Origin of the sequence: Ferrovibrio terrae, from assembly GCF_007197755.1 — a bacterium.
In the GTDB taxonomy this organism is placed as follows: Bacteria; Pseudomonadota; Alphaproteobacteria; order Ferrovibrionales; family Ferrovibrionaceae; genus Ferrovibrio; species Ferrovibrio terrae.
This window is the reverse complement of record NZ_CP041636.1, coordinates 1,361,908-1,374,295: the sequence shown is the minus strand read 5'-3', so window position 1 is coordinate 1,374,295 and position 12,388 is coordinate 1,361,908. Positions and strand designations below refer to the sequence as shown.

General features: G+C 65.0%; 12 protein-coding genes. 6 read left to right on the top strand and 6 right to left on the bottom strand.

Annotation, left to right across the window (positions count from 1 at the left end):
* Positions 1 to 32 precede the first annotated feature (32 nt).
* Positions 33 to 848 (top strand): IclR family transcriptional regulator, encoded by an 816-nt coding sequence (locus FNB15_RS06715; protein ID WP_144067963.1) that lies wholly within the window; start codon positions 33 to 35, stop codon positions 846 to 848.
* On the opposite strand, the gene FNB15_RS06710 is transcribed toward FNB15_RS06715, so the two are convergent.
* From FNB15_RS06710 to FNB15_RS06695, 4 genes are all read right to left on the bottom strand, one after another.
* Positions 845 to 1,381, bottom strand: coding sequence for a sigma-70 family RNA polymerase sigma factor (locus tag FNB15_RS06710; RefSeq protein WP_144067962.1), 537 nt, complete (start codon positions 1,379 to 1,381; stop codon positions 845 to 847). The two genes, FNB15_RS06715 and FNB15_RS06710, sit on opposite strands and share 4 nt — an antisense overlap.
* 179 nt (positions 1,382 to 1,560) lie before the next feature.
* On the bottom strand, positions 1,561 to 1,896 hold the full coding sequence (locus FNB15_RS21495; protein ID WP_144067961.1) for a con-10 family general stress protein: 336 nt from the start codon (positions 1,894 to 1,896) through the stop codon (positions 1,561 to 1,563).
* A 173-nt stretch (positions 1,897 to 2,069) separates the two neighbouring features.
* A complete protein-coding gene (locus FNB15_RS06700; protein ID WP_144067960.1) occupies positions 2,070 to 2,249 on the bottom strand; it encodes a DUF1328 domain-containing protein in 180 nt (59 codons plus the stop codon).
* 231 nt (positions 2,250 to 2,480) lie between these two features.
* The gene (locus FNB15_RS06695) at positions 2,481 to 3,461 is read right to left on the bottom strand and encodes a Gfo/Idh/MocA family protein (RefSeq protein ID WP_144067959.1); all 981 of its coding nucleotides are present in this window, start codon (positions 3,459 to 3,461) and stop codon (positions 2,481 to 2,483) included.
* A 360-nt stretch (positions 3,462 to 3,821) separates the two neighbouring features.
* On the opposite strand from FNB15_RS06695, the gene FNB15_RS06690 reads away from it, so the two are divergent.
* From FNB15_RS06690 to FNB15_RS06680, 3 genes are all read left to right on the top strand, one after another.
* Positions 3,822 to 5,909, top strand: coding sequence for a methyl-accepting chemotaxis protein (locus FNB15_RS06690; RefSeq protein ID WP_144067958.1), 2,088 nt, complete (start codon positions 3,822 to 3,824; stop codon positions 5,907 to 5,909).
* Positions 5,909 to 6,382, top strand: a complete 474-nt coding sequence (locus FNB15_RS06685; protein ID WP_144067957.1) for a chemotaxis protein CheW — start codon at positions 5,909 to 5,911, stop codon at positions 6,380 to 6,382. The genes FNB15_RS06690 and FNB15_RS06685 overlap by 1 nt, the downstream gene beginning before the upstream one ends.
* A gap of 165 nt (positions 6,383 to 6,547) precedes the next feature.
* Complete coding sequence (locus FNB15_RS06680) at positions 6,548 to 7,231, top strand: extensin-like domain-containing protein (protein ID WP_221932751.1); 684 nt, start codon at positions 6,548 to 6,550, stop codon at positions 7,229 to 7,231.
* A 133-nt stretch (positions 7,232 to 7,364) separates the two neighbouring features.
* Here FNB15_RS06680 and FNB15_RS06675 read toward each other — a convergent pair whose 3' ends face one another.
* Together FNB15_RS06675 and FNB15_RS06670 are read right to left on the bottom strand one after the other, a co-directional pair.
* On the bottom strand, positions 7,365 to 8,615 hold the full coding sequence (locus FNB15_RS06675) for a glycoside hydrolase family 2 TIM barrel-domain containing protein (RefSeq protein WP_144067956.1): 1,251 nt from the start codon (positions 8,613 to 8,615) through the stop codon (positions 7,365 to 7,367).
* Positions 8,616 to 8,745: 130 nt separating this feature from the next.
* Entirely contained in the window at positions 8,746 to 10,347 is a 1,602-nt protein-coding gene (locus FNB15_RS06670; protein ID WP_246068813.1) for an MDR family MFS transporter, read from the bottom strand.
* Positions 10,348 to 10,631: 284 nt separating this feature from the next.
* Between FNB15_RS06670 and FNB15_RS06665 the strand changes: the two genes are divergently transcribed.
* Positions 10,632 to 11,258 carry a TIGR00645 family protein gene (locus tag FNB15_RS06665; protein WP_246068812.1) on the top strand — a complete coding sequence of 209 codons (627 nt, stop codon included), beginning with the start codon at positions 10,632 to 10,634 and terminating at the stop codon, positions 11,256 to 11,258.
* A 25-nt stretch (positions 11,259 to 11,283) separates the two neighbouring features.
* Positions 11,284 to 12,387, top strand: a complete 1,104-nt coding sequence (locus FNB15_RS06660) for a hypothetical protein (RefSeq protein WP_144067954.1) — start codon at positions 11,284 to 11,286, stop codon at positions 12,385 to 12,387.
* Position 12,388: the final 1 nt, after the last annotated feature.

The window sequence follows — 12,388 nt, the reverse complement described above, 5'->3', positions numbered from 1 at the left end:
GCGCAGCACTCTCCGGCTAAGGATGGCCGGGCATGGCGGATAAAGAGCAAGAAACCAGAAGTCCGGCTTCCGGGGGGCGCAGTGTCCAGTCGGTCGAGATCGGCGGCCGGTTGCTGAACCTGCTGGCGCAAGCACAGCAGCCGATGATGCTGCGCGACCTTGCCGTCGGCGCCGAACTGACGCCGGGCCAGACGCATGCTTATCTGACCAGCTTCCGCAAACTCGACCTGGTTGAGCAGGACGCCGCTTCGGGCCGCTACCGTCTGGGACCTTTCGCATTGATGCTGGGTCTGGCGCGGCTGCGCGGCAGCGATCCGTATCGCCTGGCTGCCGAACAGGTGGCCCGTCTGGCCGAGCAGCTGAACCTGATGGTGGCGATCACGGTCTGGGGCACGCATGGCCCGACCATCGTGCTGGTGCAGGAATCGTCCAACTACATTCACGCCAACGTCCGCCCCGGCGGCATGTTCACCGTCACCGGCACGGCGACCGGCAAGGTGTTCGCCGCCTGGCTGCCACGCAAGCTGGTCGAGCCGGTGATCGCCGAAGAAATGCAGGCGGTGCAGAAAGGCTGGAGCGATGTAGGCGCGCTGTCGGGCACCGCGCTGGATCGCGAGATCGACAAGGTGCGGCAGGACGGCATCGCCGCGACGACCGACCTGCCGGTGCCGGGCATCAGCGCGTTGAGCGCGCCGGTCTTCAATCACAGCGGCCACCTGCAGCTTGCCATCACCGTGATCGGCCCGACGCCCAAGATCGACGTTTCGCTGCAGGGTGGACATGCCGCAGCATTGCTGGCGTTTACGCGCCGCCTGTCGGAACAGCTGGGTTACATCGCAAACCCCTAGTGGCGTGACGCCATATCGCCGAACGTATCGCCGCGGCGGCTGATGGAATCATAGCCCATGATGCGCGCCACCGCCTGGCGCGCACGCGCCAGCCGGCTTTTCACCGTGCCGATATTCACGCGCTGCAATCGCGCCACCTGTTTATACGACATGCCCTGTGCGCCGATCAGGATCATCGCTTCGCGTTGTGCCGGCGACAGATCCTGCATGGCTTCCGTCACCTCGCGCAGCTCGATCTTGCCGGTCTGCTCAGCCGGCGTGCGCAAGGTGGCCGTCAGCGCGCCATCGGGATCTGGCACTTCGCGGCGGCGCTGGCGCAGATGATTGAAATAGGTGTTGCGCAGGATGCGATAGAGCCAGGCCCGCATATTGGTGCCGCGCGCGAAACTGCCGCGATTGGCCCAGGCCTTGGTGAGGGTCTCCTGCATCATGTCTTCGGCCAGGCTGGGATTGCGGCACAGGACATAGGACCAACGCCGCACCACCGGCATTTCACGCAGCAGGTGCAATCGGAAATAACGCTCGAAATTCATGACGCCTCATCGCTTGGATGTACGGAACACACCCAACCGAACGGACCCTTTCACGGCGGGGTTCCGATTCCGGGCCGCTTGTCACAGCGCTGCTGCACGTTTTGCGCAGGCATAACGCAAGCCGACGGCAAATCGCGGTTTCCCACGATTTGCCGTCGCTGCGCCGGTACCGATAGAGGTTAGTGCTGACCGCCCTTGCGGCCCGCGGCCGCAGCACGCTCACGATCATGCGCGAAATTGCCGCCGCTCTCCTGGCCGCCCTTGCGGCCGGCTGCGGCTGCCAATTCCCGGTTCTGCGAAAAACTGCGTTTCTCGTCAGGCACCGAGCGGCCGCCCTTACGCGCGATCTCCCGCTGGCGTTCGGGGTCCATTGCCGCAAAGCCACGGCCCGAGCGAGGCTTGGCTTCAGGCTGACGGGTTTCAGTCTGCCCATCCCCGTTCGTCTGGGGGCCGTAGTGCTGTGGGCTCTGCGTCGGGCCCTGCGGATACGGCGGGGAATTCGGGTTCTCAGCCATTTCGGTCCTCCTTTTCCATTCTCACCCAGTCCAAACACCCCAGAGGCCCGCCTGTTCCGCTTGTGCAGGCGCAAAAATAATTCGCGCAAAAAAATTGGCGGATGCCGAGGCATCCGCCGAGTTGGGGGGAAGGACCTACAGAGGAAAAGTACGCGGTACTAAACTCTGGGCGCCTAGACCGTCGGAGGCCGGCGACCGGTGATCAGATGCGCGATCAGACTGATCACGAAGACCACCAGGAAGATGAAGAAGAGAATCTGGGCAATGCTGGCCGAGGCCGCGGCAATGCCGCCGAAACCGAACAGACCGGCGATCAGCGCCAGAACGAAGAAAATCAGGGCCCAATAGAGCATGACGGCGTCCTTTCTGATTGGCCGGCACAGACCACGATTAACGCGGGGGGAGGGGCGCTCGTGGTCTGCACCGGCCGTGCAGTCGGGAAAGAAACGGGCTTGATGGGGATTCAGTTCAGCGCAGGACCGCTAGAAAACCGCGAGAAAGCTGTGACAGGGAATGTCACAGCCATGCCCGCGTGCTGCCGAATAGATTGGTTTTCCAATAAAATCCGGAGGGCCCGCCGGTTCTCAGACCTTCAGGACGGTTTCCACCACGCGCTGGACCTCGGCGGCTTCCGAAACTTTCGCCAGATCCTGATCGGTGCCACGGGTCAGCGCGGCAACTTTATCCAGCTGACGCCTGAGCACCAGCGGCCGCATTTTCTCGTTCGGGAGGGCATCGGGCGCCTCGCGCCAGCTGCCGTCTTTCTCCTGCTTTTCCGCAATCGACCAGTCGCGCAGGCGGATCGCGCCGTTCGGGCCAGTGATGCGGAAGATATTATGGTCGGGTTTATCCGTGTCGCCGACCATGCCACTCAGGGCGACCGGCAGGCTGCCCGCCGTCAGCGCGGCGGCAATGCTGCGCTCGGATTTGCCGGCTTCTGGATATGCGACGCTGTGAGACAACAGGCTGAGCGGCCCGAACAGCCGGCGCGCCAGGAACAGGAAATGCGATCCCACTTCGCGCGTGAAGCCGCCCTGCGCGCGCGCATCCAGCCAGCTGGCCGCATCGACCTGCCAGGGCCGCGGCCAGGCGGCGAAACCGATCTCGATATCGATGCGCTGCACGTCACCAGTGACGCCTTCCGCCATCCAGGCGCGCAGCTGATCGACCGCAAACGACGAGGCGAAGGGGAAATTGACCCCGCAGCGCGCCTGGCTCTTCTGCGCCTCGGCAACAAAGGCCTCGGCATCCGCCACATCGACGGCGAGCGGCTTTTCGCAGAAGACGGCGAGACCCTTGGCAAACGCAGCCCGCGCATAGGCCAGATGCGAGGCCGGTGGCGACGCGATGTAGAGGCAGTCGCTGGCGGCGATCACGGCATCCGATGACGCGAGCCGCGTCACCTGCGGCAGATCGGCCTGCAGTCGCGTCATCGCCGGCGCCGACGGATCCCACACCCCGGTCACCGTCAGCACCGCCGGATCGTGATCGAGGGCGGCGCGCAACAAACGCTCGCCCATGATGCCGTAGCCGATGAAACCGAGACGCACGGATGCCGGGGTCATGAGGACGCTTTCTGTTCAATTCTTACAATTGGAGACGTCGCGCCAATATATGCCGCCTCCATAAAGGCAAAGCCAGTGCCGGAAGAATGGTCCGGGAATGGCTCGCCTCTTTATATGCAGCCCTTGCATAGCGGGATCGCGCTATTTGCACGTGTAAAAACCCTCCGCCTGCGGCATAACCCCCGCGTCGCAGCGTAACAAGTTGTGCGGCACTTTCCCGCGGGAAGGGGAAGTCTCCATTGATCGCTGCCGCGCCGATGCAGTGCTACCGGTATCGCCAGAGCGCAGCGGTCTTCTGATCCAGATCGGACTCGAACGCCGCCCGGGCCATGCCGCCCGCGCGCACAGGAGACTTTTGCCATGCGTCGCCGCCTTCTCTCGTGGCTGAAAATCGGCCCCCGCATTTATCTCGTCATCGCCATTATGGCGCTGCTCACCGTCGGTATCGGCTGGATGGGCATCTTCTCGATGGACCGCTACGAGACCCAGAGCAACCAGATGTCTGCGCTGGCCGAGCGTGCGCTGATCAGCCAGCGCGTCGTGTCCAGCATCGTCAATACCCGTGGCCTGACCCAGGAAATCTACGTCGCCGAGGATGGCGAGCGCCTGAAGGCGCTTATCGCGGCGATGAATGCCGAAATCATCAGCGTCGAGCAGGTCATGGTGCGCTGGGAAGGCATGCTGCCGCCGGAAACGCAGAAGACCTTCATCGAGAGCGTGAAGAAGCCGCTGCAGGCCTATTTCACCAACCGCCGCGCCATCATGGCCACCGTGCAGAGCGACGGCGTGGAAGCCGCCCGCGAAATCGGCCGCGCGCCCGCCGTGCTGAAGCAGCGTGACGACGTGATCGAAACCTTGCGCACCGCGTCTGAGCGCAATTCCAAGGCTGTCGACGAAATGAACGACAAGCTGACCGACTTCTATACCGTGCAGCGTCCGACCATGATCTGGTCCACAGCGCTCGGCCTGCTGGCTGCCATCGTACTCGCCGCATTGATCGTCGTGCTGACCATCACGCGGCCGATCACACGCATCACCGGCACCATGGGCAAGCTGGCCGAGGGCGACCTGGGCGTGAATGTCGACGGCGCGCAGCGCACCGACGAGATCGGTGCCATGGCCAAGACCGTGCAGGTGTTCAAGGACAACATGGTGGCCCGTGCCGAAGCCGAGGCCCAGATCGAGTCCGATCGCCAGAAACAGGCCGCCGAACGTGAGGCCCGCGAGGCCCGCGAGCGCGCCGCTATCGCTGAAATCTCCGACCTGTGCGACACCATGGCCGCCGGCGATCTGGAAAAGCGCCTGAACGAGAGCGACAAGGACGGCTTCCTGCTGACCATGAGCCAGAAGCTGAACGGCCTGGCTGGCATGCTGCAGGCAATGACCGGCGAACTGGCCACCATCACCACGGCGCTGGCCGATGGCGACGTGACCAAACATGTGGAAGGCGACTATGCCGGCGTGTTCGGCACGCTGAAGGACAGCGTCAACCGCATGGCCGACACGCTGAAGGATTTCGCCGGCCGGCTGCGCAATGCCTCGTCGGCGGTGCGCGACGCCTCGGGCGAAATCTCTGCGGGCAGCCAGGATCTGGCACAGCGCACTGAATCGCAGGCCGCGTCGATTGAAGAGACGGCCGCCTCGATGCACGAGATCACGGCGACCGTGAAGCAGAATGCCGACAACGCCCAGGCCGCCAACCAGCTGGCCGGTGCGGCGCGACAGACCGCCGAGAAGGGTGGCCGCATCGTGACCGATGCTGTCACCGCCATGAACGGCATCGAGCAGAGCGCCCAGAAGATCAGCGACATCGTTGGCCTGATCGACGAGATCGCCTTCCAGACGAATCTCCTTGCGCTGAATGCCTCGGTCGAAGCCGCGCGTGCGGGTGAAGCCGGCAAGGGCTTTGCCGTCGTCGCCCAGGAAGTGCGTGCGCTGGCGCAGCGTTCGGCGTCGGCATCGAAGGACATCAAGGGCCTGATCCAGGAATCCAATGCGCAGGTGCGCAGCGGCGCCGGCCTGGTGCAGCAGACCGGGTCCAGCCTGGACGAGATCGTCAATGCCGTGAAGAAGGTGGCGGATATCGTCGCCGAGATTGCGGCGGCCTCGCGCGAGCAGGCTACCGGCCTCGACCAGATCAACACCGCTGTCGCCAGCATGGACGAGACCACGCAGCGCAACGGCGCGCTGGTGGAAGAGACCTCGGCTGCCGCACAGGCGCTGTCGGGCCAGGCGCATGAGCTGAACGAACTGGTCGGCTTCTTCCGTACCGGTGAGGTCGCGACCGCCGCCACGAACGTGGCGGCAGTGACGCCGCGCGCAAAAACCAAGGTTGTGCCGGCTGCGACAATTCGCCCGGTTGCAAAGCCGGCTGTGCGCACCAAGTCAGCCGTTGTTGTCGGCAATACCGCGCTGAAGGCCCAAGACGACACCTGGGAGGAATTCTGATGCAGCGCGAATATCTCACCTTCGCCATCTCGGGTCAGGATTATGGCGTCGATATCCTGAGCGTGCGCGAGATTCGCGGCTGGACCAGGGAAACGCCATTGCCCAATACCGCGGGCGGCGTGCGTGGCGTGATCAACCTGCGCGGCCAGGTGATCCCGATCTTCGACCTGCGTATCCGTCTCAACGCCGAGGCGACACCGCCGACGGCAAACCATGTGGTGATCATCGTGGAGGCCCGCGCCGGTATCTACGGCCTGCTGGTCGACTCGGTCTCCGACATCGTGTCGCTGGACGAGACCGAACTGCAGCCGGTGCCCGAGACGGTGGCCGATGCCGAACATGGCTTCCTCACCGCGCTCGCCACCTACAGCGACCGCATGGTGTCGCTGCTCGATCTCGATCGTCTCGTTGAGGCGCGGACTGTTGCCGCGCTGAATGCACCTGAAACACCATTGCTGGATGCCGCTGAGTAGAGTGAGTACAGAGTAGAGTAAAGTTGCGTAAGTACCGCGTAGCGTAGGGTACAGAGTAGAGTTCAGTATCGCGTACGGCATCCAGTGGGCGGGCGTCAGGTCATGGCGCCCGCCTTTTTCATGCCTTGCCATTTTTACGCCTTGTCTGTCCGGTACAGCCGGAGAATGCTGCGTCGCCTGCTCTGGCTCACCGTCCTTGCGCTGATCGCCGTCTCGGCGGTGGTCGGCTGGCGCTATCTGCCGCGCCAGTACAACCCTTTCGCACCGCTGCATGTCGCCGATCCGTTGACGCTGATGACGGAATTCAAGCTGCGGCGACTACGCAACAATGCCGGATACTGCAGCGCAGCGCTTCTGACCGCGCCCCTGCGTACCGTACCAAGTCCGGATGCCGGCAGCGCCGAGTGTCCGCTGCCGGGCGCCGTGCGGGTGCAGTCCGCCGTCATTCCGCTGAGCAGCAGTTTCCTTGCCAGCTGTCCATTGGCCGTGTCTTACGCGCTGTGGGAGAGCCATGTGCTGCAGCCGCTGGCGCAGCAGCATTTCGGCCAGGGCATTCGCCGTGTGACGCATCTGGGCAGCTATGCCTGCCGCAATGTGCGCGGCGGCACGCGGCAGAGCGAACATGCCGGCGCGAATGCCATCGACATCAGTGCGATTGCACTGACCGACGGCCGCATCCTCAGCGTGGAGAAACACTGGACGGAGAACGGCGCGGCGGGCGCTTTCTTACGCGCGCTGCACAGACGCAGCTGCGACGTCTTCACCATGGCGCTCGGCCCCGCTTACGATGCAGCGCACCACAACCACTTCCATTTCGGTATGGGCGGAAGATTCGGGTTGTGCAGGTGAAACGCACTCGTCATCCCGGCCAAGCGCAACGCGAGCCGGGGTCGCATTTGTTTTGCGATTGCAGAGAAAATAGGATTCCGGGTCTTCGCCCGGGATGACGGTCTGACTGGGCCGTCACTTCAGCCGGCCAATCTTATCTCACCCGGAATGGCAAATTCGCCGTGGCTGCCGCGCCCTTGCCATCGCGCGCGGTGACGAACAGGCGGTAGTTGCCCGGCTGCAGCCCCGCGATGGTGGCGCCCTTCGGACCGGGATCGCGCACCGCCTGCGGGAAGACCGGCGGCGGCTGTTCAGCGTCGCCCCAGGTTTTCAGGTCGCTGCTTTCTGCCATCACCTGCCAGACCACGCCGAAGGGATCGTTGTCGGGGTCGTCCACCGCGATCTCGGCGCGGATGCTCTGGTCGCGATTCCATTCATTGCCCTGCGGCAGGCGGAACAAAGAGATGCGCGGCGCACGATTGCCCTGCGGCGTGTTGCCGCCCCAGGCCGCCGCCATCGCCTCGGCCGTTCTCGTATACTCGCCGCCCTGCAGCAGCAGGCTGTGCCAGGTCGGCGTCACTTCCTGCTTCTGGCCCCAGTAGAACACGATATAGCCCTGCACCTTGGGCTGCAGCGCGCTGAACCAGCGTGACAGCATTGCCGCCTTCTCGTCGCTGCTAGGCTCGATCGCGGCACCCCAAGGTGTACGCGGCGCCTGCCACTGGCCGATCGGGCCCATCTCGGTGATGATCAGCGGGCCCTTCCAGCCTTGCGCGCGCACGCGATCCGGCAGCGAGGGCAGCGCCTCGCCATAGGAATTGACGCCGAGCACCTGGATGCTGGGCGCATGACGACGGAAGCGCACGACCTTCTCATTGCCGGCCTCGGCCAGCACCGCCATGGTCGGGTGGTTCGGATCGAGCCGGCGCACCACCTTGGCGGCCTCTTCGATGCCGGACCAGACATGCGCGTCGTCGGCCACATCGGCCTCGACCTCGTTGCCCAGACCCCACATCAGCAGCGCGGGATGGTTCTTGTGGCGGTTGACGAATTCGGTGAGGCGCTGCAGCTGCGGGCCCACTTTGGCAAGATCGGTGTAGCTGAAGCCGCGGCGGGGATGTTCGAGCCAGAAGCCGGCGATCACCTTCAGGCCGGCCTTCTGCGCTTCATCGAGCACAAAGCCGGTTTCGTCGCCATAGGTGCGCACCGTGGTGGCGCCGAGCTGCTTGAGCAGGCCAAAGCGGGTCTGGCCGGCGGCCCCCACGACGGCAAACGGTTTGCCGCCGACCGTGATGGCATCGCCCTGCACCTCCACCGTGGCGGCAGAGACAGGCGAGGCGGCCGGAAGCAGGGCGGCGGCAACGGAAAGGGCGAACAGGGCGGCAGTGAACGCGGAGCGGAGCATGGCGTGACTCATGCCGGGAAGCCCTTGCTCATGCAAGCGCTTTGAAGCCGCAGGGTGATCTACGGTGTGGATAAGCCTCGTCGCCCGCGACAATCTCTCCGGATGATCACAGGGCATGGTCACAGACAGGTCAGTCGGCCGGAGCGCCGACGCTGGTGCCCGGGCTGGTTTTCTCGGCCGTTGCGACGGCCGTCTCTGCCGGCGAGGCGCCGGTTGCGCCCGCGCTGGTGCGCAGCGGGATCTCACGCAGGAAGGCGATGATGCCCAGCGCCAGTACCGCAATGGCCGCGGCAAGCCAGAATACGATCTGGAAGGCATCGGTCATCGCCAGCAGCACACCGTCGCGCAAGCCAGCCGGCGCGGAATCCAGCCCCGCCGGGCCGGCGCGCAGCAGCTGCACCGCAGGCTGCGGACCCAGAGCGGCGGCACCTGGCAGCGCCGCGATCAGCCGATCGAGCATGGCGACCAGCACGGCGCTGAACAGCGCCACGCCGAAGGAGCCGCCCATCGAGCGGAAGAAGGAGACCGACGCCGTGCCGACGCCGAGATCGCGCGGCTCGACTGTATTCTGCACCGAGATCAGGATCACCGGCATGAACAGCCCGATGCCATAGCCGGACAGGCCCATATACATGGCGCTCTGCCAGTGCGGTGTCGCGGCATCGACTGTGCCGAGCAGCAGCATGGAGACAATCTGCAGCGTCAGGCCGATCAGCGGGAAATGTTTGTAGCGTCCGGTGCGGGTGACCATCTGGCCGGCGGTGATGGCGCCCAGGACGGCCGTGAGGGTCAGCGGTATCATCAGCAGACCGGCCTGGTCGGCCGGCAGCCGGTAGACCATCTGCAGGAACAGCGGCATGAAGACCAGACCGCCGATCATGATCATGGCGAGCAGCAGGCTGGACGACATGGCGATGACGTAATTGCGGTTGCGGAACAGCCGGGGCGGCAGGATCGGCTCGGGCGCCCGGCGCTCCTGCCAGATGCTGAGCCCGAACAGCACGACCGAAGCGACGGCGAGGCCGGCGATGATCGGCGACCCCCAGGCGACATCGTTGCCGCCCATCGTGGTGATCAGCAGGATACAGCAGACCGCCGAGACGATCAGCACCGCGCCGGCATAGTCGATCCTGTGGCGCAGGCGTTTGACATGCAGGCGTTTCAGCGTGCGTTCCGCCGCCACCAGCGCGGCCAGACCAAAAGGCAGGTTGATCCAGAAGATCCACTGCCAGCCGAGATGCGTGGTAAACACGCCGCCCAGCACCGGGCCGGCCACGCTGGCCGTCGCGAAGACGGCGGCGATATAGCCCTGGTAGCGGCCGCGTTCGCGCGGGCTGACCACATCGGCAATCGTTGCATGCGCCATCGCCAGCAGGCCGCCGCCGCCCAAGCCCTGCAGCGCGCGGTAGATGATCAGCTCGGTCATTGTCTGGGCCAGGCCGCAGAGCAGCGAGGTGAGGAGGAAAATCCCGATCGCGATCTGCAGCATCAGCTTGCGGCCGTAGAGATCGGACAGCTTGCCGTAAATCGGCGTCGCCGCCGTCGAGGTCAGCAGATAGGCCGACACCACCCAGGACATATGCTCGGCGGTCTTCAGTTCGGCGGCGATGCCCGGCAGGGCAGTGGTGACGATCGTCTGTTCCAGCGCGGCCAGAAACATGCCGAGCATCAGGCCGGCGACAATGGCGATCTTTTCCTGGTGGCTGAAAACAAGAGGCCCGGAAACAGGCAAATTGGCCTCCGGGGAAGCCGATGCAGATGGCAATGTCATGACGCTCAACGGGCAGGGCGGCGCGCCAGAAGCAGGGTGCGGGAGGCTGCGGCGCCGGAAACGGTCGTGCGAATCTACCTAGACCCGTGTCGCAGGGCTGACAAGACGGGATCGCGCCGGCCGGGGCAGAAACCAAAGCCGCAGATTGGTCCGGCCCGCCCGGGTCCAGTCTCTGGCTCCGTGGCCCCGCTTCGGCTAGCTTGCCGCGAGCGATTTTCCCCGCTGCGATTTGCCGGAGTCCTGCAATGCTCGTGATGCTTGAGCGCCTGATCGAACGCATCCTGTTTGCCAGCCGCTGGGTCATGGCGCCCTTCTATCTGGGCCTCGCCGTGGCGCTGGTGCTGCTGCTGGTCAAGTTCATGCAGGAGCTTTTCCATACGGTGCCCAACGTCTTCGCCATGACCGAGGCGCAGCTGGTGCTCTCGATCCTGTCGCTGATAGACCTGTCGCTGGCCGGCAACCTGCTGCTGCTGGTGATCTTCTCCGGCTACGAGAATTTCGTCTCCAAGATCGACAATGCCGATCACAAGGACCGTCCGGAATGGATGGGCAAGATCGACTATTCCGGCATGAAGCTGAAACTGGTGGCCAGCATCGTCGCCATTTCCGCCATCCAGCTGTTGCGCGCCTTCATGAATATCGAGAACCGCGACAATATCGAACTGGCCTGGCTGGTCGGCATCCACCTCACCTTCGTGGTCTCGGGCGTGCTGCTGGCCCTGATGGACCGGCTGACCGAATCCGCTGCCGGCCACGGCAAGGATCCGCATATCCCGCATGACACGGATGTCGAGGATGGCACGGTGATCGAGCATGGCGATAAGCCGGACGGCAAGAAGGCGGCCAGCAAAAGCGGCGGCAAGAAGAGCTGACCGCAATCCGATGCGGCAGCGCGGCATGAAGGCGCTGCTGTTCGGTGTTCTTTTCGCGCTGGCCGGCTGCGCCAGCGATCCCTTTGCCGAGTATGCGCCACTCGATGGCGCGATCCAGAGCCCGCACCCGGCAAGCTCATCTCGTGGGGTACCGCAGGCCTCGCGCGAGGGCGACATCCTGCCGGGCTACGATGTCGCGCGCTCGTTCTTTCCGCTGGCCCTGAGCGGCGCGCTGGTCGATTACGATCGCGATGCCGGGCGCGGCTTCCACACCGTACTGATGGCGGACTTCAATTCCGTCACTGCCGATCCGGAACAGCCGCTGGAAGCGCAGCTCGCCGCCGCCGACCGCTCGCGGCTGCAACTGCTGCGCGCCACGCCGAGCGACACCTGGGGCAGGCTGCAGCATGCCGCCCTGCTGGATGCCAGCGACATTGCCGTGGTGCCGATGCCGCGTGGACCGGATGGCGGCGCGGCCTTCGCGCGCAGCCTGCGTCAGCATAGCGGCCGTCCGGTCTGGGCTTTGCTGCCAGTGAGCGCGCGCACCGGCAACGGCGAGACGCTGCCTGATCCGGCCGAGGTGCAGGTGATGGCTTTTACCGCGCTGATGGCTGGCGCCACCGGCCTGATCTGGCATGGCGAAGACAATTACGCCGCACGCAATGCCGGCATGCTGGGCATCGCGCCGGCGCCGCAATCGGATTACGGCGTCCAGACCGGCACCGGCCTGCCGGCGCTGAAAGCCACCCCCGGCGATGTCGCCGCCTCGCGCCGGTTATGGACCGCCGTGATGCAGCTCAATCGCCGTATCGCGAAACTGGTGCCCGCCCTGCTGCAGCCCGATGCAGCCGATCCCTATACGCTGGCCATCGGCGGCAGGCGCTCATCCGAAGCGCCACCGCGCCTGCGCAGCCTGCTGAAGCCCGCCGAAAATGGCGGCCTGCTGCTGATCGTGCTGAATGAAGCCGCACAGGCGGAAGAATTCCGCGTCGGCTTTTCGCGTGCGCTCCGCGCCGTCAGTCGCGTCGATGATGCCGAAGCCGTCGCGGTCGACCCGGAACGCGGCCTGTTTCGCGACAGCATTCCCGCGCGCGGCCTGCGGCTCTACAGAATTACCCTGTCGCGTTGAC